The following is a 20,964-nucleotide window of genomic DNA, read 5'->3' as shown; positions in this document are numbered from 1 at the left end:
ATTGAAGAGAGAAGCTTCAACAAAAATGTGGAATACGCTGCGGAACACCACTCTGGTTATCATCTTCTTCATTTTTATAAGGTATTTATTTGATGAGGATCCTTATAATGACCGCATTGGATGGTCTGTAATGATTGTTTTTTGGATTTCTAAGGGTTTGTTTGATGCGATGGAAGATAAAAAGAAGGGGAATAAGAAGTCAATGGTTGCCAATATTGTCTTTGTCATTGCTGGCTTTGGGATCCTCTGTTGGCAGGGGCTGCAAATGATCTCTAGATCCTGAGGGACGGACCTCGACACACAGATGCAGGGGGAAAGCACGTGAAATATTAAGTGATTTTTCCAATGAGAATAGAGTGTATGATGAAAAGATGTGCATTCATGACCCTACATTCTGGTGCTGCAGTTTTATATAAGCCTGTGTACCTGTCCCCATGGGCTCGCGGAAGGAGGACAAAATGAAGAACGAAAAGTCATCAAAGCAAAGAAAAATTCTTCGAAACGCTCCCCTTGTGATCCTTCTCCTTATTTCCACAAAGTATGTATTTGATAAAGATCCGTTTAATAACCATAAAGGCTGGTTTGTGATGATCGGGTTCTATATGTATATGGGCTTGTTTGATTTAATCATAGCAATCCGAAATAGAAACACGGTTTCGATGTTTTGGAATAGTATCTTCGTTGTCGCTGGATTAGGAATCCTTTTTTTATACATGACTGAATATGATTAAACTGAAACTTCTTTCGCACACGTTTCGTATATAGTAAAAAAGAAAGGAGCTGATAGGATGTCTACAGGAATCCTTTCCTTGCTGACCACCCTGATTTGGCTGGCGGCGATCCAAGAGTTTTTGAAACCGGACAATAACCAGAGCAATCGGAAAATAATGATTTTCACGTCAGCAGGCACCGTGTTGACGTTGGTTTTGACAGTTTCTCTCTTTCAAAGTCTCTACTCATGAAGACAGGGGATGGTAAGATGAAAAGGGGACTCATCTTTACAGGAGCCCTGATTTTAACTGGATTCGGGACCGCCTTTCTCATTCGGTTCCTGCGGGATGGTGATGTGTACCTTGCAGAATGGGGTATGAAAGTGATTGGTGTCGGCATATGTATGAAAATAAGTGGGATTTTCAAGTGATGCAAGGGCTAGCCTATTGGTATGATAAAATAAAAGGAATACATATACCTGCATAAAAGGAGCGAATGCAAATTGGCCATCATCACCTTTCTACTCATCGCATGGATCCTCACTTGGTTTAAGTTCCAACACTTATTCATTCAAGCCTTCAAAGAACTCTTTAAACGGGAGATCACGAGTGCGAGTTATTATTTTGTTTTCTTCTGTATCGGTTTGTTCGGGGACCTTATTTTGTTTATTCAAGGTTCTTATGAAATGATCTTGATTGACGGATGATTCTCATACAGATGGGGGATTCTTCTTAATAGGAACGGAAGGTAGGAGTGGACGTATGAAATTAGACGATAAGAGGTTAAAAGATAAGGCACGTGCAGCCATGCATAAGTTGAAGGATAATGTGAAAGGGACGTACTATTCGATGGCAGATATCCCGTCATCTTCCGTACAGGAGCTTGCGGTTTTTATTCAGCTGCATCCTGAGTCCCACGTAACGAAGAAGAATCTGCTTGGGAACGCATTTTCACTTTTTAGACTGAATCTGAATAGGTATGATTTCTACCTGGAAACCAGGTCTGGCCGTATTTTGCAGCTGGACGGGTCTAAAGACGGAAAGAGATTCGTTTCCTATAGGTCCTACCGGGATGCTGATGATTTACACTCCCCGGTGAAATTGAGTTGAGGATTGAATGGAGGGCTTTCTTATTGAAGAGGGCCTATTTTTTATTTGATAAAGAGAAAAAAGAACGAAAACCTACTTACCCTTGCTGCTGCCGCCGAAAAAAATGAAACGAACACCTTAAGTTAATCGTATCTTTTCTATATACAAAAATTTGAAATGGATAAAGCTGTTGAATCAATGGGGGCAGATTGAATGAGAAATGAGCTTCTTAAGTGTACTCTTATCATTATCTCAATTACTATTCTTTTTTATCATATCGTTCATTTGTTTTCTCTGTGGTCAGAGGTTCCAAGGACAATCCCTATCCATTTTAGTAAAGGAGAACCTGATCAATGGGGTTCAAAATATTTGCTATTCATCATGCCGGTTGTAAGTATATTAATCTGGTTTTTTATGGGTTTGTTAGCCAAAAGACCAGAGAAGTTGAACTATGTTAATTTAACAGAGGAAAACAAACACAGACAATATGTAAAAGCTGAAAAGGGAATGGTGGTCATTCAGTACCTTAGCTTGATGATTTTTGAGTTTGCGAATGAAGCATTTTTGAGAAATGCAGTTGGGATGGATTCAAGTTTGCCTTTTTCAATCGCACTCGCATTAATGGCCATTTGTTTTTTGGCACCAATTTACCATTTATTTTGGGCGGCAAGGTTGAAAAAGTAGAAGGTATATAGAGAGGGATTATACAATGATTCTAGCAAAAAAAGGACTCACTAGAGGCGTCATCCCATTACTGTTTTTCTCCATCCTATTGCTTTTATGGACTCAATTTAAAGGGGAATCAGCGATTTCAAACACTCTCTTATTTTACGGTGTGATCGCTTTTTTCCTGGGTGTGGCGAGCGTCATTTATGAAATGGAACGATGGCGCTTCATCCAACAAATTATCGTTCATTATCTGGTCATGCTGGTGACGGTTTTCCCAACGTTGCTCCTGAGCGGTATTTATCCAATTGATTCGTTTAGGGATGTAATGAATGTTTATTTCCTTTTTAATAAAATGGGGATGATCTTGTTTTTGGCTACATACTTTATTTTCAAATGGCGAAATCGGGGTTATGTGAAAGCACAGGAAGAAAATTCGACACCCAGGCATGATTATTGAATTTCCCGCATGAATCTTCTTTATCCCGCATGATTCCTGCTGGAGGGGCATGATTATTCCCTTTCCCGCACGAAAATCGCATGAATCTTACGTATATCCCAATTTCAGAACTTGAGCTTAAAGGGTTGAACCCTTGATAATGGATAGAAAACGTCCCGTGTGGCATATCATGGGACGTTTTTTTGACGTGATGGACAGGTTTAGGGAAAAAAAGCCGCAGTACCTGTCCCTATGGCACGTAATAAATGTACGTCAAGAAGATACAGTGCTCGTAAAAGTCATATAAGACATGACCACCCACATAATCGAGAATGAAATCCCCATCAGACTGAAAATGATCCCAGTGATGGCGAGATTTCTCCCCTCCCGGTTATCACGCTTGACTTCTTTCAGTCCCATCATCCCCAGTATGGAACCGACCACCCCCAGAATAAAGCCGACAAACGGAATGATCACAATCACAATGGACATGTTACCTAAAAGAAGAGAGGAGACCGCTTTTCCATTCAAACCTTTCCTCTCTGTCCGGTGTTCTTGATTCATTGGTAAATCCCCCTTTTGACATACTATATGTGTCTATCTTCATAAAGCTCCTCATAAAATGGACGTTTTTCCTCCTTTCATCAAGAGACGTTCTCCCACTATGCATGTTGTCGAAACCATCCCTTTGACTATCCCCCACAAAAGGAATACACTAAGATAGTTCCATTACGAACAGTTCATTATATTAACCATTAGAAATGAGGGCATATCAATGGAAAATCAGCAGATCACTCCTGCGCTGCAATTATTGCGTTCATTTTCAAGAGTGAATAAGACGATGATGCGGTTTGTCCAGAAAACGGCGGCAGATAATGGATTATCTGTCCCGCAATATACGATATTAGTGACGATTGCCCCTGAGAAAGAGTTGACTCAGAAGACAATCGGAGAAAGGACATTTCTTCCGAAAAGCACGTTGAGTCAGGCCGTGGATGGGTTGGTTCAGGCAGGATTCCTTCACCGGCAGCAAGTGGAAGACAATCGTCGGGAAATGCTTCTCTCCCTCAGCAGTAAAGGGGAGATGATGTTAAAAGGGATTCATAAACAGGAAGGCAGCATTCATCAGCTGACGGCAGGGGCTGTCGAGACTTTAACAGAAGAAGAGTTTGCCGGTCTCCTGCAGGTACATGAGCAGATTGCCGACTTCTTTGATCAGAAAGCGAATGAGGAGGATGCCACATGATCAAGCTCTTAAAACACTTATCGGCGTATAAATGGATGGTTGTCGGGATCTTCGTGCTGATCTTCATTCAGTCCATGTCGACCCTCTATTTACCTACGCTCATGTCTGACATCATCGACAAAGGGGTCGTCGCCGGGGACATCCCGTATATATGGAAGATTGGCGGATTCATGCTGGTCGTTTCCGCTTTCGGTGCGGTGGCTTCCATCATTGCAAGCTTCTATTCTTCTAAAGCAGCCATCGGATTGGGACGCGATGTCCGCCGGAAACTTTTCTATCATATTGAGAAATTCTCGTTGCAGGAATTCGATGAAGTGGGGACCGCTTCACTGATTACGAGAACGACAAACGATATCACGCAGGTGCAGCAGGTCGTGATCATGCTGCTAAGGATGATCATCAGTGCACCGATCATGCTGGTCGGCGGGATCATCATGGCGGTTTTGATGGATGCGAAGCTATCCCTGGTCATTATCCTGACAATGCCGGTATTGGTCGGATCGATCCTGCTGATTCTCTATAAAGGGATTCCGTTGTTTCAAACCGTCCAGAAAAAGCTGGATCAATTGAATCTTGTCCTGCGTGAGAACTTGACCGGTATCCGGGTCATCCGTGCGTTCAACCGGGAACCGGAAGAGAAGGAACGTCTGAAACGGACGAATCAGGAACTGACGGATGTGTCGATTAAAGTAAATAAAATCATGGCCTTTATGATGCCGGTCATGATGCTTGTCATGAATATGACGGTTGTGGCCGTGATTTGGTTCGGTGGGATCCGGATCGATAACGGCGGAATGCAGATCGGGGACTTAATGGCATTCATTCAATATGTCATGCAGATTATGTTTGCCCTGGTCATGGCGTCCATGATGTTCGTCATGGTCCCACGTGCCGATGTATCGGCGAAACGGATCAACAAGGTACTCGAAATGAAGCCTTCTTTTGACGATAAAGGGACGAAAGCAGCAGCCGTTAAGCAAGGGACGCTGGAATTTGATTCTGTCACCTTTCACTATCCTGGTGCCGAAGAGCCTGCACTGTCTGATATCAGTTTTACCGCGAATCCCGGAGAAACGACAGCCATCATTGGCGGTACCGGATCAGGGAAAACAACGCTTATCAACTTGATCCCACGATTTTATGAAATCGCGAGCGGTACCATCCGGGTCAATGGTGTGGATATCAGGGAAGCTTCCCAGGAAGAAGTCAGGTCGAAGCTTGGACTCATCCCACAGAAGGCGACCCTTTTCACAGGAACCATTGCAGAGAATATCCGTTTTGGAAAAGAAGATGCCAGTGATGAAGAAGTGGCGGAGGCTGCCCGGATCGCTCAGGCGGAGGAATTCGTCAGCCGGATGGACGGGGGATTCCAGGCGGAAATCGAACAGGGCGGATCGAATCTCTCCGGAGGTCAGAAACAACGATTGTCGATCGCAAGAGCCCTTGTGCGGAAACCGGATATTTATTTATTTGACGACAGTTTCTCAGCCCTCGATTACAAAACGGACGCCAGACTCCGTGCCACTTTGAAAAAAGAAACCGGTGATGCCACGGTGCTCATCGTTGCCCAAAGGGTCAGCACGGTCGTCGATGCCGACCGGATCATTGTGCTCGAGAAAGGAAGGGTCGCCGGGATCGGTACCCATCAGGAGCTGCTTGAAACGAATGAAGTGTATCAGGAAATCGTCGCATCACAGCTTTCAGAGGAGGAATCGGCATGAGTAAGGAACGAAAACCTCAAAGAGGCGGAGGTCATGGAGGATTCGGACCGGGCGGCGGCAACATGATGATGATGGGGCAGAAGCCGAAGAATTTCAAGGCGACGTTAAAGCGCCTGCTTGGTTATCTTAAGCCGCGCCGCGGACAGTTGATCGCTGTTCTGTTTGCCGCGATCTTAAGTACGGTGTTTGCCATCATCGGTCCGAAAATCATGGGGAATGCCATCACGGAATTATTCGAAGGTGCCTATGCAAAATTTAAAGGAGTGCCCGGTGCCGGGATCGACTTTGGGAAAATTGGTGAGATCCTGTTGCTGCTTGCAGGGTTATATGTGTTCAGCAGCATCTTTAATTTTATCCAGCAATACATCATGTCGAGCGTCGCCCAGCTGACGGCGTATGATTTAAGGGAAGATGTGAATCAAAAGATCGAGAAGCTTCCCCTGAAGTATTATGACGGCCGACCGAACGGGGAGACCCTGAGCAGGATGACGAATGATATCGATACAATCAGCAGTACACTGCAACAGAGTCTGACTCAGTTCATCACGTCGATTGTGACGATTGTCGGGATCATCATCATGATGCTATCGATCAGTCCTTTGTTGACGCTGATTTCGGTTGTCAGCTTACCTGTTTCTGTGTTTGCGATCCGTCCGATCCTGAAGAGGTCCCAGAAACACTTTGCCGATCAGCAGCGGACGCTTGGGCAGCTGAATGGACACATCGAGGAAATGTTCACGGGACATCAGGTCGTGAAAGCCTTCGGTCATGAAAAGAAGGCAGGCGTGGAGTTCGATTCGGTGAACGACGAATTGTATGAAGCGGGAAGCAAAGCCCAGTTCATCTCCGGGATCATCATGCCGATCATGATGTTCATCGGAAACATCAGCTATGTGCTGATCAGTGTCGTCGGAGGGATCCTCGTTACAAACCGGGCGATTTCCATTGGGGATATTCAAGCTTTCATCACCTATACTCGCCAGTTCACCCAGCCGATCACCCAGACGGCGAACATCGCGAACATCGTTCAGTCAACGGTGGCAGCGGCGGAACGGGTATTTGAGCTTCTGGATGAGGAAGAAGAAGTGAAGGAAGAAACCGTGGCTCACCTTTCCCGTCAACAAGGCGAGGTTGTGTTTGAACATGTGGACTTCGGATATGGCGAACAGCTGTTGATCAACGATATGAATATTAACGTGAAGCCCGGCCAGACGGTTGCCATCGTTGGACCGACCGGAGCGGGGAAAACGACTCTGATCAATCTGCTCATGCGTTTTTACGAATTGAATGATGGAAAAATCATGATCGACGGCATCGATACGAGGTCCGTCCCTCGAAGTGAATTGAGAAAAAGCTTCGGTATGGTGCTGCAGGAAACGTGGCTCTTTAAGGGGACGATCAGGGAAAATATTGCGTACGGGAAGACGGGTGCGACGGAAGAGGAGATCATGGAGGCGTCCGAGATGGCCCATGCCGATCATTTCATTCGCACGCTGCCCGACGGCTATGACACCGTCCTGAATGAGGAAGCATCGAATATCTCACAAGGTCAGAAACAGCTTATGACCATCGCGAGGGCGATCCTTTCCGATCCACCGATCATGATCCTGGATGAAGCGACCTCAAGTGTTGATACCCGGACCGAGCTTTTGATCCAGCAGGCCATGAACCGCTTGATGGAAGGGCGAACAAGCTTCGTCATCGCCCATAGACTTTCGACGATTAAGGATGCAGATTTGATTCTCGTCATGGACCAGGGATCTGTCATCGAACAGGGATCTCATGCAGAATTGCTGAGAGAGAACGGTTTTTATGCGGATCTGTATAATAGTCAGTTTGGGGAAGTGGCTGGATAGGGGTCAGCCGCTTTCTGGATATGGGTGCCGGACCCTTTGATAGACTTATCGGGGTTCCGGGACCTTTTTCTATTTGCATTAAAGGGGAAGCAAGGGGACGGTTCTCCTGCTTCCAAAAGTAAGGGTGTCCCTCCCTCGAATTCTATCGTCTGCCTCTCCGTCATTTAAGTGGTAAGATAGAGAGTGAGATTTTCAGCTATTAGTCTAGTATTTCCGGAATATAGATATAAGAAAGGGTCAGACAAAATGAATCAAGAAACCAAACAAAAGTCTGTTGTTTTTGCACTATTGATTGCCACGTTTCTCACGGCTATAGAAGGAACGATCGTCAGTACGGCGATGCCGAAGATTGTAGAGGATTTGGGAGGAAGCGAGCTGTATACGTGGGTCATCTCAGTCTATCTATTAGCCATTGTGATCAGTACACCAGTGTTTGGGAAGCTGGCTGATTTATTCGGAAGAAGGATTATGTTTACGATCGGTGTCAGCATCTTTTTAGCAGGTTCCATGCTCTCAGGATTATCGCAGTCTATGGAGCAGCTCGTCCTGTTCCGCTTGATTCAGGGTATTGGAGCAGGGGCATTGACGACGCTGCCGTTTACGATCATCGGCGATGTGTTTACATTTGAAATGAGGGCCAAAATGCAAGGATGGATGAGCAGTGTCTGGGGGATCGCCGGAATAACAGGGCCGCTTGCAGGCGGTTTTATTGTCGATACGATTTCATGGCATTGGATCTTCTATATGAATCTTCCCTTTGGTATTCTATCACTCTTCCTATTATGGACGTCATTAAAGGAGAATATCGAAAAGAAGAAACACAGAATCGACTACGCCGGGATTTTTACTTTTGCCGTCAGCATAACCGCTTTTCTGTATGCTTTGACGTTATTAAAGGAAGAAGAACACGTGACGAGCGGTATTCTGTCTTTACTGATTGTGGCGGCCATTGGGATCAGTCTGTTCATCTGGATTGAATCGAAGGCCGATGAGCCCATGCTTCCACTCACATTATTCAAGAATCGCTTTATTACGATTTCCACGATTGCCGGTTTTCTCCTTGGTTTCATACTGGTAGCCGTAACATTCTATATCCCTTTATGGGTCCAGGGTGTCACCGGTTTGAATGCCACCATGTCCGGTGTGACGATGCTGCCGATGTCCATTACCTGGCCGTTCGCTGCAGTGCTGTCAGGGAAGTTGATGGCGAAAACCTCCATTGGACGAATCACTGTGATGGGGATATCCGTCATTACAGCGGGATGTCTCGGATTGGTTTTATTTACGGAACATACGATCGTTCCGTTGATGATGGTGGTCACGGCCATCATCGGCTTTGGTTTCGGCTTATCCCTTACTGCCTTCACCGTGGCTGTTCAGTCATCTGTTGAATGGAAGGTCCGGGGAGCCGCCATGGGTACGTTCAATTTAATGCGAAACCTGGGACAGTCCATCGGAATCGCGGTGTCAGGCCTGTGGCTGAGCGATCAGTTAAGCGGTCACGTGTTAGAGACAAGCCTTCACACAGTGTTTATCATCTTGATAGTATTAGCCCTATGCGCCATCGTGACAGCGGGAATGCTCCTGGGTGAAAAGGGGAGACAACTTTCACTGAATTAGAAATTCCCGTACCTGGCATGATGATTAAGGTGGTATGATGACTTTGTGACTATACCAACTGATGTCCAGTTAACTCTAGTGTTAAAGAGGGTATAGATGAAATATCTAAAGAAGAGCTAGAAGAGGTACAAGAGCTAAGGGGATTAGAGCATCATTAGATATAGAGGAAAAGCATAGATATAAAGAATAGTGAAAAAAATTGATCCGATTTTCAGAGTGCTAAAGGAAAAGCCCACAAGTCAACAGGTGGCTACCGGATGCTTCAATTGATATGCTTCTATGTAAAGAGCCTTACCCTCTGTGATGGGTGTGAGGCTCTTTCTTTTGTATCATGTCATACAATGGACTCAGGAATCTTCATACCCAAGCTTAAGATATTCTTTTTAAACTTAATTAATAGAAAATGATCTAAGATTTGGTCTAAAGGAACGAATTTTCCTTTCGTCTATTGGAGACGAGTGATAACCAGGTGGGCAGAAACAGGCTCTGTCCCACCAGCGACAGGAGTAATGGTTAACGCCGTGGGATTATCAGCAGGGTTTCGAACCGTGAGTATTGAATTTACGACTGTTGTTTCAACGATGGCAATTCCTACAATTTGAGACGTACCCGTTGCTCGACCAACTACTGTATAGGCGAGTTCAATTGCTCCTCCTCCTGAATCAAGGGTTAAAACCAGCTGACCTGCTTCGTCGACACTTACCTGAAACAAAACCTGATAAAAGCCAATTGCAGACAAGTTAAACGTATCGGCACCAGTACGGAAGATTCCACCACTTTGAGGTCCATCCTGCGGGAAATCCACATCGCCACCTGGTGGAACTGGTGCAGCATTATCAGGAGGCATCAAAGCAAAGAAATCTGCAAATTCAGAGACTCCTGCAGGACCTGGAGGCCCCTGTGCCCCGGTTTCGCCCTGAATACCCTGTGGGCCCTGTGCCCCGGTTTCACCTTGAACACCCTGAGGACCTTGAGGGCCAGTATCACCTTGAGGCCCTTGTGGCCCAGGAGGACCCGGAGGACCTGGAGGACAATCACAATCACAATCACATTGAATCGGGAAAAAAGAGCATTGTTTCGGTGGTAATACATCATTAAAACAAATTTCTAAGTCTGTTTTTTCTTTTGACCCTCCTAAGCCCTGCGGCTTCCTCAACCTGGAGTTCCTGAGTTTTTTATTGTATTGGTTCCATTTATTTATATCCATATTTTCACCCCCATTTAGTTGTCCTTATAGAATATAAAATAATGGATTGAATTGTGCTTGTCCTCTTCGTCCACTTCAAGAATAGGCTTCATTTGGAAGCAGTTACAGAACTCTACCCAAACGATTTAATTAAGATTCTTCCTTTAGTCAATTTTCATTGGAATCACTGAATCTGACTATTCACTTTTCAAAATGTCCATTAATGAAAATGGAATTTCATTTCCTCAATAGAAGGATTTTCATTCATAGAATCGAATAAGGGATATATTCAGATGAAAAAGGAGCGAATCATGATGAGTAACAATTACCTTGAATGTGTAACGGATTTCCTTAAGGTTAATAGAGAGGATTTTCAGCAGAGACTCTTATCTGAAGCTGTAAATGTCAGCAGCAAAATCAATGATATTCTTGAAAAAGGAAACATTGATTTGTTAAAGAATGCAGAAATGGTCGCCCACTATATCGTTGAAAACAGAGAAGAAGAGCTGATTGAATTTGCGAAAGTGGAGGGGGTTGCCTGGGCACAGCATTCTCTTACACTTGCATTCAAGCTGGAATGGGTCCATGCCATAAGGAGAACACTATGGCACTTCCTTTATCAATTTGATAAGCAGAATGAAGAGACTGAATCTCAACGAAAGACATTCTTTGACTTGGAAAAAAGAATTAATGACAATGTGGATCAATTCCTGAATAATTTCTTTATCCGTTACTCGGATTACAAAGATGCACAGCTTTTGTCGCAGAAAAAACTGGTGGAAAATCTATCAGCACCGATCATCCCGATCGATGACTCCATTGCAGTGCTGCCTTTAATAGGAATGATTGATTCTTACCGCATCAATGCATTGGAAGAGAAAGTGTTGATGGAAATCAGTTCGAAGAAGATCCAAACCATTATTATCGATTTATCGGGTGCTGCCGAAATGGAAGTGGATGTCATTTTTCAATTTAAAAAGATTCTATACGGAATCAATATGATGGGGTGCAAAGCGATCCTCACAGGGCTGCGGATACAAATTGTCAGAAATATAGTGGATTCAGGCGTCGGATTTGACAATTTGGTAGAGATAAAGGGTACATTACAGCAAACGCTGAAAGAACATTTGTAAAAGCAGAGGGACGGACCTCGTGCTTCCAAAAGGGAAGCACAGGAAACGTCCCTCTGCTTCTTGTCGAACCTCCACGTCATAGAGAGGATTTCCCGGGAAAGTGTCGAAGAATTAGAGTAGATATTTTTTCCAGAAGGAGATTCTGTATGGTAGAGACTGTCCATCATTTAATTCTACATGTGGTATTTATCCTGTTTACGATTCTTCTTTTTCAAATGTTCACGAGTGAATCGGATAGGGATAATAAAGTGTTTCCCGTCCCTTTTTTTCTGATGAATCTCATTGTTTTAGTGGTTACGATGGCATTTCCGGAGGTTTATTCAAGGGGATATGTGTACGATTTTAAAGTGATCCCTGTGATTCTTGCCTTTCTCTATGGAGGGAAGAGGGTGGGATTCAGTACGTTCTTCGCCATGCTCGTCATTGGCTGGTTTACAGACCATGTGTGGATATTTTTAGTGGTGAATTATGGAATTTACAGTCTGTTACTGATTCCATTATCTACGTGGTATAAGAGATTGGCATGGAAGAATAAAATGCTCCTGATTTCCGGTTTTTATTTGTTCATTCCCGTTACAAGGTCCCTTTATTTACTCACGCATCATGAACCGGAACAGCTTCTGTTTATGGTAAGCTCCACATTCATCATATGGATCACATTGATCCTTTCGATTTATCTGATTGAAAATCAGCTGGAACAGGTCAGGGTCAAAAAAGAGCTCATCAAGGCGGAAAAGTTTAACGTGGTGAGCGAACTCGCAGCATCTGTTGCCCACGAAATCCGGAATCCGATGACGACGGTAAGGGGGTTCATGCAGCTTCTGCAGAGAGAAACGTTAACGGATCAGCAAAAGAGCTTTATCGATATTTCCATCCAGGAACTCGATCACGCCCAGGACGTCATCAATCAATACCTTTCCCTGGCAAAGCCCCAGACGGAAGAATACGAGGTGTTCAGTCTCACCGCCACCATGAATGAATCCGTTGACGTCATGTCTACGTATGCCGTGATGAACAGTATAAAAATCAATAAAGATATTGAAGAAAACATGATGATCAGGGGAATGAAGTTAGAGGTGAAACAGGTCCTCCTCAATCTTCTGAAAAATGCCATCGAGGCAATAAAGGAAAACGGGGAAATCACGGTAGCTGCGAGTCGCCATCCTGACGGCCGAATGATGATCATCGTTCAGGACAACGGAACCGGCATGCCTCCGGAACAACTTAAAGTACTAGGGAGGCCCTATTATTCCACGAAAGAAAAAGGGACGGGACTCGGGCTGACGGTGAGTTATCAGATTGTGAAGAGGATGAAGGGTGAGATCAAAGTGGAAAGCGAGCCAGGTGTGGGAACGACATTCAGGGTCTTTTTTCCAGGTAGTACATAAGAGGGACGGACCTTGCTTCTTCTAGGCAAGGTCCGTCCCTCTCCAAACATTCCATAAGGAGGAATAGTTGATGATCAATTATGACGGGCGTACATTCGTTTCCATTGAAAATACGGCAAATGGGGAGGTGTCTTCAAAGACCGTGTTTGATTATAAGCAGGAAGGGCAGATTCTTTCAGCCACGTACAGTGGGGGAGATATCCTGAAAGGAACTCTGATTGGCATTGTGAAAGACGATGGCAGCTTAGTGTTTAGATATAATCATGTGAACGTGAATCATGAAATCAGGGGAGGGCAATGTACCTCTGTACCAGAAAAGCTGGATGGCGGCAGAATCAGATTACATGAAAAATGGAGATGGATGGACCGTGATGAAAGCGAAGGGGAATCGATTGTAGAGGAGTGTTGAGGGGAGGAGCAAAGGGTAGGTTCTCGTGCTTTTAGAAGAGAAGCATGAGAACCGTCCCCTTGCTCCCTGCCCTTGCTCCCTGAGAGTTCCTCAGTCATTCATCTGTTTTCCAATGAGCGATTGAATCTCTTCTACTGAAGGGACCGGTTCGATTTGTGACACCGGAAATCTTACGTCACTTTTCGAAGCTTCTTGGTTTGTCTTATTTTTATAGAGGGAGGGGTAAGCTGTGGATCTGAATATTATCACGGTTTCTAGCTCATTTCCCGTCTTTTCAAGATTCTCCTTCACCTTTTCAATGACTGGAATGGCATCGTGAAAACGCTTGGCGTCCGATGCGGCCATCCCTTGATCCAGGTACAAAAAAAGAGCCGTATTTAAATCGTGCAATTTCCTCTCATCGGTCCCGTAATAATGGGTCACATGAGAATGGTGAAATCCCAGTTTATCGAGTGTCTGATATTCTTCTGAAACGGCCAGCTGTTCATTGAAGTCATGAAGGATTTCCGCTTCAACGTAATTATCGCTTTCTTCATTGGAGGAGACAAACTCGATGGTGAACACATCTTCCGGTCTGTCTTCCCGTTTGACGAGGTACTCAGTGGAAGGAGCGTCTTTATCATCGATGATTTCTACATGAAAGCCATATTTTTCATTGGTGTATTCATTGAGCCCCTTTTCGGGATCCGCTTCAAGACAACCAGTCAGCCATAAGGTGGATCCCAATAATACAGCGGTAACAAGCAATCGTCGTTTTGTCACAACGAGCACCCCTTATTCGAATGATGACTATAAACTATACTCTTAACAAGAAGCATGAGAACCGTCCCCGCGCTTCCTGGACGGCCTACCCGTATTTCTAACTCTTATTCTGTCATATACTCCTCCACCAACTCATAACACCGTTCCTTCGTCGACTCATATAACGAGATGTACCACGCAACATTTTCGAACGTGCCGCCTTCATATTTCAGTCTTTCTTTCTCTGCTTTCGCTTCTTTTTCCTCGATCCATTTCACCTGCTCCGCCTTTAGCTCTGCCATGACTTCTGGAGACAGCTCTTTTTTCAACAGGGCATAAATCTCATTCAAGGCGTCGTCATACTTTTCATAAGACACTCCGTAGTAGCTTTTCATCGCGTTGGTGACGCCTTTATCTGAATCCTTCTTTTCCGGCATGGCATCGAGTTCTTTTTGGATGTTATCCAATTTTTCTATGTACGCCTGTTTTCCTTCTACCTTTGTGACGGCAGGATCTTGTTCCGGACTATCAGGACTAGTTTCTTCAACAGTTGTTTCATCTGACTGATCCATCTCATTTTCGTCGGAGGCAGCAGAATCTTCCGCCTGTGAATCATCCGAATCTGTATTTGCTGCAGTCGCCTCGGATTCAGGCTTTTTAGCGGCATCCTCATCCGAATCTTGACTACAGGCGGATAATCCCATGAATAACGCAGTGGATAAAGTCGTGACGATCAACCAATTCCTTTTCTTCATTGTGACAGCTCCAATCTTTTATTAAAAATCGTTCACTTGGATTATTTTAACATACCCAGATATATCCTTCTAACTTACTTTCCCTGGTATGAAAATGAAACTTTTTCCAGTTTGGTCCGTATATGTTAAAAAAGGGGGAAGGGTATATGAGGATAAAAAAAGTCAGTATCATCCTGTTACTCGTTGTGGGTTTTTCTACAGTCATTCTGTGTGGCTGCCGAATTGGGGGGCCAACAAATGAAGCAAAAGAAACCATTGTAGAAGAGGAGCAGGAGGAAACGCCAGTGGCCACACTGGAAAAGTATAATCAACTGGAAAAAGGGATGAGTTATGAAGAAGCAACAGATATCTTGGGCTTTCCTGGCAATCCCATGTCTGATGAGAGTAGTGATAGTAACCATAAAACCTATGCATGGGACGGAGAGCAGCCAAAATCCTTTCTTACGGTTACCTTCTTGAAAGGAAAGTTGTCAACGAAGCAACAGGTAGGGTTGCAGTAGTATTCCCATTTCAAACCATCTTCTGGTAAAATCAGGTGTATGAATCTAGTAAACTTAAATGGTGCCAAGGGACCTGTCCCCATGGCTCACTGGAGGTGCCACATGTTTGATATCAAAATGGATTACGTGTTTAAAAAGATCGACCTGATCTCGAAAGGCTGGTCGAGTGATAAGAAATATTTTGTGGAAACGGAGACGGGGGAAAGGCTGCTGCTCAGAACGGCGGATCGTTCTGAGTATGAGAGTAAGAGAGACGAGTTCGAGGCGATGAAACGGTTGGCAGAGCAGGGGATTCCGATGTCCAAGCCCCTTGAGTTCGGAATGAGTGACGATGGCTCTAGTGTGTATACGCTCTTTACGTGGTGTGAAGGGGAAGATGCTGCTGACGTGCTGCCTAAGCTGACGGAGACGGAACAATATGTGCTCGGCATGAAGTCGGGGCGTTATCTCCGGGAAATCCATTCCACTCCTGCATCGCCTGATGAAGAGAAGTGGGAAACGAAGTTCAATCGCAAGGTGGACAAGAAGATTCAGCAGTATCAGGATTGTCCGATTAAGATCGAAGCCGGCGATCTCATCTTAGAATACATAGAGAGAAACAGGCATCTTCTGAACGGACGTCCCCAAACATTCCATCACGGTGACTACCACGTAGGGAATATGGTCATTTCAAATGAAGGGGAGCTTTCCGTCATCGACTTCAACCGCCATGATTTCGGGGATCCGTGGGAAGAGTTCAACCGCATCGCCTTCAGTGCGTCGGCGAGTCCCCATTTTGCCACGGGACAGCTCAATGGCTATTTCAACGGCAGGCCACCGGAGGATTTCTTCAAGCTCATGGCCTTTTACATTAGCAGTAACATGCTGTCGTCCATCCCATGGGCCATGAAGTTCGGTGAAGAGGAAATCGGCGTCATGAAGAAGCAGGCGAAGGAAGTACTTGGCTGGTTCGACGGGATGAAGAATCCGGTGCCGACGTGGTATGTGGAGGACTTTTATATTCAGTACACCGATGGGCTTACGTATAAATTGAAGTCTCCGTTCGATTTTTCTTTTTTACAGAAGTACGGAGAGGTCTTCAAGGTTTATGACGATCAAGACTCGGGCAATATCTGTTTCGGGGTCAGAGACGATGACGAGAAACTTTTTATCAAATTCGCTGGTGCTAACACCGCGCGATATGATGGCAAACCGGAAGAGGCGATCGCCGGGTTGAAGTCTGCCGTGAAAGTGTATGAAGATCTGCGCCATTCAAACCTGGTCAATTTGATCCGTGCGGAGGAAGTCGGTGGTGGGTTTGCTGCCATCTTTGAATGGACCGACGGGGAATGCATGGGGAAGATGTATCCCTTGTCCAGGGGGAAATTCATGCAGCTTCCGGACAGTACAAGGGTTGGCGTCTTCCGTGATATCCTCGACTTTCACATCCATGCAGCGGAACAGGGATATGTGGCCATCGATTTCTATGACGGAAGTATCCTTTATGATTTTTCAAAAAAAGAGACGTTGATCTGCGATATCGACCTTTATGCTAAACGGCCCTATATTAATACGATGGGCAGGATGTGGGGTTCGTCACGCTTCATGGCGCCGGAGGAATTCCAGAAGGGCGCCGTGATTGATGAAATCACGAATGTGTTTGTGATGGGGGCAACCGCCTTTGCCTTGTTTGGTGGGGAGAAGGATCGTTCTAGGGGAAAATGGAGATTGAGCGACGGGTTATATGAAGTGGCGCTGAAAGCTGTGAGTGATGACAGGGAGGAGCGTCAGGCGTCTTTGGTGGAGTTGAAGAGAGGGTGGGACAGGGCGACAGGTTCAGTGTCCTGGTGATGAGCCAGGGGGTCTGGCATCCATTATCCATTTAATTAGGATAAATACACATTTCGAACTTCATCATATTCGAGGGATAGTCGTTTGTAAAAGTCCAACGTGTTCAAGGAAATCCCTTCTTTATTCGTCTATCTTTCTATTTTAATTGTTAACATTAATTAACAAATTAGAGAGGTGCGTTGTCCACGTCTTCAAAGGATCATGAGCCAAGGTACATGTCCCCCTGGTTACCACAATTAAAGGCAGACCCATTCAGAGCCTGCCTCTTCACTGCCCATCAATCTTTCCCACATTCAGCGGCATCGTAAACCCAACCCTCGTCCCTTTCTGTTTGTTACTACTAATCAATAGCTGACCATGATGGTGTTCGATAATTTGTTTGCAAATCGCCAATCCAAGTCCGACGCCGTCTGTGTTCTCGTTGGCTTTATAAAACAGGGTGGACACATGCTGGAGGTGCTCTTCTTCAATTCCCTCGCCCTCATCTTCGACTTCAAACGTCAGATCATGTTCTCCCTTCTCATATCGAACGGTGATGGTGCTGTTTCGACCAGAATACTTGATGGCATTCTCGATAAGGTTGAGGAGTACCTGACGGATTCTGTTTTGATCAGCCACCAGTTTCAGGGGTTCATCATGGATCACGATGACTTCCTGTTCTTTTTGCCGGCGCTTTTTATCCAGCTGCAACACGACTTCCTTCACAAGCTGGTCAAAATGAAAAGGGGACGGGTTGATTTCAAATGTACCGTTCTGATAGCGGGAGAAGTCCAGCAGCTCCTCGACCATGTCGATCAGTCTGTCTGTTTCTTTCGTGATGATGGAGAGTCCTGTTTTGGTTTCTTCCACATTCTCCGGGTCCCCTGTTTGCAATGTCTCGCTCCAGCCCTTGATGGAGGTGAGGGGGGTCCTCAGTTCATGGGAGACGGAAGAGATGAATTCATTTTTCATTTTTTCCGTTTGGAGGAGTTCTTTCCCCATATTGTTAAATGTCTGGCTAAGGGTGTGGAATTCATCTTTATAATGTCCATCCACCCTCGCTTCAAGATCGCCTTCTGCCATGCGGTTTGAGACGTTCGTCAATTCGATGACGGGTTCCGTGATGATCCGGGAGAAAAAGGTACTGACCACAAAGACAATCGCGAGGATCCCGATCCCAATCGCGGACAGGGCGATCAGGATCGTTTGAAAGTTATTATCTAGGCCTTCAAGTGATGTGACGAAGCGGAGGATACCGATCGTTTTATCACTGGATTCCAATGGGACCGAGACGGCGAGGATACGTTCGCCTGTTGCGGGATTGGTGCCGAACCAGGTCCCTTTTCCTTTTGAGAAAGCATCCTTCACATCGGGATATTCCATTTTCCCCCCTGGAATGAATCCGGTGGAAGACGATAAGATTCTCCCGCTTCCACTCAAAATTTGTGTTTCTGCCTGATCGATGGAGAAGTTGCTTTGAAGATCCTGCAGATTCTCCCTCAGGTTGTAGGTCGATAAATGGCTGTAGCGCTTCGCGAATGAGGCCGAGTTCTGTGCATGATTTTGCAAAATTTCAGCCGTACCGTTGTAATAATAATGATAGATGCCGGAAGTGACGATGCCGAGAAACAATAGGATCGTCATGGTGATCAGCGTCAGATTCTGTATGAGTAGCCGTCTTCTAATTCCCATTATGCTTTCCTTCCCCGGATTCATCCCAGCGATATCCGTACCCCCATATGGTTAACAAATAACGGGGGGAGGAGGGGTCTGCTTCAATTTTACGCCGGATCCGCCTGATATTAACATCGACGATTTTCGGGTCCCCCATATAATTGATCCCCCACACCTGGTCCAAGAGGTCGTGGCGGCTGATGGCTTTCCCGTTTGCTTTCAGGATGGTGCTGATCAGCTCATATTCCACCGGGGACAAATCGACTTCCTTTCCCTTCAACTTAAGGAGGCGCCTGCTTTCATCTAAATAGATCGATGGAGCAGGCTTTTCAGGTTCAACAGGACGGATCCTTCTCAGCAACGCTTCAATCCTTGCGATCAATTCATTCGGACTGAAAGGCTTCGAAATATAATCATCGGCCCCGTTCATCAATCCATGAACTTTATCCATCTCCTGCACTTTCGCCGTCAACATGATGATGCCGATGGACCGGTTCCATTCCCGGATCTCTTTGCACGCTTCAAACCCGTTCATTCCGGGCAGCATCACATCGAGAAGGACGATGTCGACAGTCGTCTTCTCCTGCTTCAACTGCTCGATGCCGGACTCTGCATTGTCCGCCTGCAGCACACTGTATCCATATCGCTTTAAATTGATTTCAATGAAGCCCCTGATAGATTCTTCATCTTCAATGATCATGATTCGTTTCAATCTTAACACCTGCATTTCATCTTGTTAAAAGTAAGGTCGGTCCCGATACTCTATTAAGAAGACAACAAATGAACATATTTCTTGAATTCCGACACCGGTGATTTTGTCAAGTATACGAACTGATTACTTTCCATCAGGACATTCCATCCTTCGAGTGAATCCTTATCGTCTTTGTCCGCGACATACACATCAAAAAGGAGGGAGCCATCATCTTCTGAGAGGAATTTGACATATCTCCGTCCGTCGGATGCTTCGATGATGATATCAGGCCAATCTTCCGGCAGCACCAGTTCATACTGATACGGATAGTTCTGATAGGAACGCAGGGTGAACTGCGGTTGGCCGTCATCGGATAATTGATAGTATTCATGTATGAATGGCATGTCCACATACGGTTTGTCCGGGTTCGCCTCGATTAGGAGTGGAAACTCCAGGATTCCGTCCCCGTTTTTGTCTTCGCTGTTGGCGGATGTTGCCCGAAATAATTGATCTTTGAATTCTTTTGGGACGAGTTCCACGAGTTTCTTATTTCTCACACCGACGATGAACGAAGTCGAGGAATGGGCACCTACAGTGGAATCGAATATCGCCCCTTTGACGGACGGGGTGACATAGCCCGATGCCGAGTTATAGTAAGGATAAACATATGGATCGAGCTCCAGTTCATCCACCTTCTCCGATTTTCCTTTTGGAAAGGCATAAAGGGAGACCGTATGCTCCTGATTCGGTATCAAGGAAGAAAGCAGCAGCTCGGCCTTGCCGTCTTCATTGTAATCATCCGCGAAGAATGCGCTGTATTGGGACTCGAAAAGTTTAGCAGGCTTTTTCCCTTCCAAATCATAAATGACGAGAGCGGAGTCAGACGCTTCTGCAGCATAGGAAAAGCCGATCAGGAGTTCCTTCGTTCCGTCCCCGTTTAAATCAGAGGCTTCCACCTTCATCAATTCCCTCCCGATATCTTTGATTCCGGCCACCTTCGTCCATTTTCCATCTTTATTCTCAAGGATGATTCCTTCCATTTGAGAGGTTTCTTCTGGGAGGCGGTAGAAGACGATCAACTCTTCTTCCCCGTCTCCATCGAGATCCGTCTCTTGGATGGTGTCTGCCGTTTTATCTTCGTTTGGAGAGAGCCACTCCGCCTGAGGAGGGACGAATGCTTGAATGGCATGCTTCAGTTCTTGCTGTTCGACAGGAAGCTCCGGAGGCTTCATTAAAGAAGAATTGGACTGAAATAACGAACAGCCGCTTGTGACAAACAGGATCCCGATTAAGAGAAAGATCATTTTTTTCATCTATTGTTCACATCCTAG

25 protein-coding genes and 1 pseudogene are annotated in these 20,964 nt (G+C 45.4%); 18 read left to right on the top strand and 8 right to left on the bottom strand.

What is annotated here, in order from left to right; translation table 11 throughout:
• Position 1: 1 nt before the first annotated feature.
• The 8 genes from NQ095_RS06625 to NQ095_RS06590 all read left to right on the top strand — a co-directional run bounded on the left by NQ095_RS06625 (position 2) and on the right by NQ095_RS06590 (position 2,925).
• Entirely contained in the window at positions 2 to 283 is a 282-nt protein-coding gene (locus NQ095_RS06625) for a hypothetical protein (RefSeq protein WP_258262688.1), read from the top strand.
• Positions 284 to 458: 175 nt separating this feature from the next.
• A complete protein-coding gene (locus NQ095_RS06620) occupies positions 459 to 731 on the top strand; it encodes a hypothetical protein (protein ID WP_258262687.1) in 273 nt (90 codons plus the stop codon).
• Positions 732 to 788: 57 nt separating this feature from the next.
• A complete protein-coding gene (locus NQ095_RS06615; RefSeq protein ID WP_258262686.1) occupies positions 789 to 962 on the top strand; it encodes a hypothetical protein in 174 nt (57 codons plus the stop codon).
• A gap of 17 nt (positions 963 to 979) precedes the next feature.
• A complete protein-coding gene (locus NQ095_RS06610) occupies positions 980 to 1,141 on the top strand; it encodes a hypothetical protein (RefSeq protein WP_258262685.1) in 162 nt (53 codons plus the stop codon).
• 72 nt (positions 1,142 to 1,213) lie between these two features.
• On the top strand, positions 1,214 to 1,417 hold the full coding sequence (locus NQ095_RS06605) for a hypothetical protein (protein WP_258262684.1): 204 nt from the start codon (positions 1,214 to 1,216) through the stop codon (positions 1,415 to 1,417).
• A gap of 55 nt (positions 1,418 to 1,472) precedes the next feature.
• Positions 1,473 to 1,820 (top strand): hypothetical protein, encoded by a 348-nt coding sequence (locus NQ095_RS06600; protein ID WP_258262683.1) that lies wholly within the window; start codon positions 1,473 to 1,475, stop codon positions 1,818 to 1,820.
• 192 nt (positions 1,821 to 2,012) lie between these two features.
• Positions 2,013 to 2,483, top strand: coding sequence for a DUF1648 domain-containing protein (locus NQ095_RS06595; RefSeq protein ID WP_258262682.1), 471 nt, complete (start codon positions 2,013 to 2,015; stop codon positions 2,481 to 2,483).
• 25 nt (positions 2,484 to 2,508) lie between these two features.
• Positions 2,509 to 2,925 (top strand): DUF3021 domain-containing protein, encoded by a 417-nt coding sequence (locus tag NQ095_RS06590; RefSeq protein ID WP_258262681.1) that lies wholly within the window; start codon positions 2,509 to 2,511, stop codon positions 2,923 to 2,925.
• A 252-nt stretch (positions 2,926 to 3,177) separates the two neighbouring features.
• Here the strand turns inward: NQ095_RS06590 and NQ095_RS06585 are convergent, their stop codons facing one another.
• Positions 3,178 to 3,468, bottom strand: a complete 291-nt coding sequence (locus NQ095_RS06585) for a DUF4190 domain-containing protein (protein ID WP_258262680.1) — start codon at positions 3,466 to 3,468, stop codon at positions 3,178 to 3,180.
• Between the two features lie 211 nt (positions 3,469 to 3,679).
• On the opposite strand from NQ095_RS06585, the gene NQ095_RS06580 reads away from it, so the two are divergent.
• The 4 genes from NQ095_RS06580 to NQ095_RS06565 all read left to right on the top strand — a co-directional run bounded on the left by NQ095_RS06580 (position 3,680) and on the right by NQ095_RS06565 (position 9,347).
• The gene (locus tag NQ095_RS06580; protein WP_258262679.1) at positions 3,680 to 4,150 is read left to right on the top strand and encodes a MarR family winged helix-turn-helix transcriptional regulator; all 471 of its coding nucleotides are present in this window, start codon (positions 3,680 to 3,682) and stop codon (positions 4,148 to 4,150) included.
• Entirely contained in the window at positions 4,147 to 5,871 is a 1,725-nt protein-coding gene (locus tag NQ095_RS06575; RefSeq protein WP_258262678.1) for an ABC transporter ATP-binding protein, read from the top strand. Before NQ095_RS06580 ends, NQ095_RS06575 begins: the two co-directional genes overlap by 4 nt.
• The gene (locus tag NQ095_RS06570) at positions 5,868 to 7,727 is read left to right on the top strand and encodes an ABC transporter ATP-binding protein (RefSeq protein ID WP_309137618.1); all 1,860 of its coding nucleotides are present in this window, start codon (positions 5,868 to 5,870) and stop codon (positions 7,725 to 7,727) included. The genes NQ095_RS06575 and NQ095_RS06570 overlap by 4 nt, the downstream gene beginning before the upstream one ends.
• Before the next feature lie 246 nt (positions 7,728 to 7,973).
• Positions 7,974 to 9,347 carry an MDR family MFS transporter gene (locus NQ095_RS06565; RefSeq protein WP_258262677.1) on the top strand — a complete coding sequence of 458 codons (1,374 nt, stop codon included), beginning with the start codon at positions 7,974 to 7,976 and terminating at the stop codon, positions 9,345 to 9,347.
• A 445-nt stretch (positions 9,348 to 9,792) separates the two neighbouring features.
• On the opposite strand, the gene NQ095_RS06560 is transcribed toward NQ095_RS06565, so the two are convergent.
• Positions 9,793 to 10,194 (bottom strand): hypothetical protein, encoded by a 402-nt coding sequence (locus NQ095_RS06560; RefSeq protein ID WP_258262841.1) that lies wholly within the window; start codon positions 10,192 to 10,194, stop codon positions 9,793 to 9,795.
• A complete protein-coding gene (locus NQ095_RS22495) occupies positions 10,194 to 10,397 on the bottom strand; it encodes a hypothetical protein (protein ID WP_309137617.1) in 204 nt (67 codons plus the stop codon). Before NQ095_RS22495 ends, NQ095_RS06560 begins: the two co-directional genes overlap by 1 nt.
• Before the next feature lie 450 nt (positions 10,398 to 10,847).
• On the opposite strand from NQ095_RS22495, the gene NQ095_RS06550 reads away from it, so the two are divergent.
• The 3 genes from NQ095_RS06550 (at position 10,848) to NQ095_RS06540 (ending at position 13,463) form a co-directional block, all read left to right on the top strand.
• A complete protein-coding gene (locus NQ095_RS06550; protein WP_375162821.1) occupies positions 10,848 to 11,666 on the top strand; it encodes an STAS domain-containing protein in 819 nt (272 codons plus the stop codon).
• Positions 11,667 to 11,812: 146 nt separating this feature from the next.
• Positions 11,813 to 13,054: an ATP-binding protein gene (locus tag NQ095_RS06545; RefSeq protein WP_258262675.1), complete on the top strand. Its 1,242-nt coding sequence runs from the start codon at positions 11,813 to 11,815 to the stop codon at positions 13,052 to 13,054.
• A gap of 70 nt (positions 13,055 to 13,124) precedes the next feature.
• The gene (locus NQ095_RS06540; protein ID WP_258262674.1) at positions 13,125 to 13,463 is read left to right on the top strand and encodes an avidin-fold protein; all 339 of its coding nucleotides are present in this window, start codon (positions 13,125 to 13,127) and stop codon (positions 13,461 to 13,463) included.
• 90 nt (positions 13,464 to 13,553) lie between these two features.
• Here NQ095_RS06540 and NQ095_RS06535 read toward each other — a convergent pair whose 3' ends face one another.
• Together NQ095_RS06535 and NQ095_RS06530 are read right to left on the bottom strand one after the other, a co-directional pair.
• A complete protein-coding gene (locus tag NQ095_RS06535; protein WP_258262673.1) occupies positions 13,554 to 14,225 on the bottom strand; it encodes a hypothetical protein in 672 nt (223 codons plus the stop codon).
• Positions 14,226 to 14,329: 104 nt separating this feature from the next.
• The gene (locus NQ095_RS06530) at positions 14,330 to 14,959 is read right to left on the bottom strand and encodes a lysozyme inhibitor LprI family protein (protein WP_258262672.1); all 630 of its coding nucleotides are present in this window, start codon (positions 14,957 to 14,959) and stop codon (positions 14,330 to 14,332) included.
• A gap of 146 nt (positions 14,960 to 15,105) precedes the next feature.
• Between NQ095_RS06530 and NQ095_RS06525 the strand changes: the two genes are divergently transcribed.
• The 3 genes and pseudogenes from NQ095_RS06525 to NQ095_RS06515 all read left to right on the top strand — a co-directional run bounded on the left by NQ095_RS06525 (position 15,106) and on the right by NQ095_RS06515 (position 17,289).
• Positions 15,106 to 15,459 carry a DUF3862 domain-containing protein gene (locus NQ095_RS06525; RefSeq protein WP_258262671.1) on the top strand — a complete coding sequence of 118 codons (354 nt, stop codon included), beginning with the start codon at positions 15,106 to 15,108 and terminating at the stop codon, positions 15,457 to 15,459.
• A gap of 39 nt (positions 15,460 to 15,498) precedes the next feature.
• Positions 15,499 to 16,275: pseudogene (locus tag NQ095_RS06520) on the top strand (aminoglycoside phosphotransferase family protein); the annotation flags it as partial.
• Between the two features lie 141 nt (positions 16,276 to 16,416).
• On the top strand, positions 16,417 to 17,289 hold the full coding sequence (locus NQ095_RS06515) for a serine/threonine-protein kinase (RefSeq protein ID WP_375162820.1): 873 nt from the start codon (positions 16,417 to 16,419) through the stop codon (positions 17,287 to 17,289).
• Between the two features lie 267 nt (positions 17,290 to 17,556).
• Here NQ095_RS06515 and NQ095_RS06510 read toward each other — a convergent pair whose 3' ends face one another.
• From NQ095_RS06510 to NQ095_RS06500, 3 genes are read right to left on the bottom strand one after another with little or no spacing between them, the layout of a single operon-like run.
• On the bottom strand, positions 17,557 to 18,960 hold the full coding sequence (locus NQ095_RS06510) for a sensor histidine kinase (RefSeq protein WP_258262670.1): 1,404 nt from the start codon (positions 18,958 to 18,960) through the stop codon (positions 17,557 to 17,559).
• A complete protein-coding gene (locus NQ095_RS06505; RefSeq protein WP_258262669.1) occupies positions 18,950 to 19,654 on the bottom strand; it encodes a response regulator transcription factor in 705 nt (234 codons plus the stop codon). The genes NQ095_RS06510 and NQ095_RS06505 overlap by 11 nt, the downstream gene beginning before the upstream one ends.
• A 53-nt stretch (positions 19,655 to 19,707) precedes the next feature.
• Complete coding sequence (locus NQ095_RS06500) at positions 19,708 to 20,946, bottom strand: FG-GAP repeat domain-containing protein (protein ID WP_258262668.1); 1,239 nt, start codon at positions 20,944 to 20,946, stop codon at positions 19,708 to 19,710.
• Positions 20,947 to 20,964 lie beyond the last annotated feature (18 nt).

The organism is Rossellomorea sp. SC111, assembly GCF_024733565.1.
In the GTDB taxonomy this organism is placed as follows: Bacteria; Bacillota; Bacilli; order Bacillales; family Bacillaceae_B; genus Rossellomorea.
This window is presented reverse-complemented; position numbering and strand designations above follow the sequence as displayed.

Coding starts and splice junctions, on each gene's coding strand:
- NQ095_RS06595 (WP_258262682.1), top strand. CDS start 2,013: ATGAGAAATGAGCTTCTTAAGTGTACTCTTATCATTATCTCAATTACT.
- NQ095_RS06500 (WP_258262668.1), bottom strand. CDS start 20,946: ATGAAAAAAATGATCTTTCTCTTAATCGGGATCCTGTTTGTCACAAGC.
- NQ095_RS06530 (WP_258262672.1), bottom strand. CDS start 14,959: ATGAAGAAAAGGAATTGGTTGATCGTCACGACTTTATCCACTGCGTTA.
- NQ095_RS06615 (WP_258262686.1), top strand. CDS start 789: ATGTCTACAGGAATCCTTTCCTTGCTGACCACCCTGATTTGGCTGGCG.
- NQ095_RS06620 (WP_258262687.1), top strand. CDS start 459: ATGAAGAACGAAAAGTCATCAAAGCAAAGAAAAATTCTTCGAAACGCT.
- NQ095_RS06580 (WP_258262679.1), top strand. CDS start 3,680: ATGGAAAATCAGCAGATCACTCCTGCGCTGCAATTATTGCGTTCATTT.
- NQ095_RS06560 (WP_258262841.1), bottom strand. CDS start 10,194: ATGCCTCCTGATAATGCTGCACCAGTTCCACCAGGTGGCGATGTGGAT.
- NQ095_RS06515 (WP_375162820.1), top strand. CDS start 16,417: ATGAAGAATCCGGTGCCGACGTGGTATGTGGAGGACTTTTATATTCAG.
- NQ095_RS06545 (WP_258262675.1), top strand. CDS start 11,813: ATGGTAGAGACTGTCCATCATTTAATTCTACATGTGGTATTTATCCTG.
- NQ095_RS06525 (WP_258262671.1), top strand. CDS start 15,106: ATGAGGATAAAAAAAGTCAGTATCATCCTGTTACTCGTTGTGGGTTTT.
- NQ095_RS06570 (WP_309137618.1), top strand. CDS start 5,868: ATGAGTAAGGAACGAAAACCTCAAAGAGGCGGAGGTCATGGAGGATTC.
- NQ095_RS06565 (WP_258262677.1), top strand. CDS start 7,974: ATGAATCAAGAAACCAAACAAAAGTCTGTTGTTTTTGCACTATTGATT.
- NQ095_RS06590 (WP_258262681.1), top strand. CDS start 2,509: ATGATTCTAGCAAAAAAAGGACTCACTAGAGGCGTCATCCCATTACTG.
- NQ095_RS06610 (WP_258262685.1), top strand. CDS start 980: ATGAAAAGGGGACTCATCTTTACAGGAGCCCTGATTTTAACTGGATTC.
- NQ095_RS06540 (WP_258262674.1), top strand. CDS start 13,125: ATGATCAATTATGACGGGCGTACATTCGTTTCCATTGAAAATACGGCA.
- NQ095_RS06510 (WP_258262670.1), bottom strand. CDS start 18,960: ATGGGAATTAGAAGACGGCTACTCATACAGAATCTGACGCTGATCACC.
- NQ095_RS06600 (WP_258262683.1), top strand. CDS start 1,473: ATGAAATTAGACGATAAGAGGTTAAAAGATAAGGCACGTGCAGCCATG.
- NQ095_RS06575 (WP_258262678.1), top strand. CDS start 4,147: ATGATCAAGCTCTTAAAACACTTATCGGCGTATAAATGGATGGTTGTC.
- NQ095_RS06550 (WP_375162821.1), top strand. CDS start 10,848: ATGAGTAACAATTACCTTGAATGTGTAACGGATTTCCTTAAGGTTAAT.
- NQ095_RS06585 (WP_258262680.1), bottom strand. CDS start 3,468: ATGAATCAAGAACACCGGACAGAGAGGAAAGGTTTGAATGGAAAAGCG.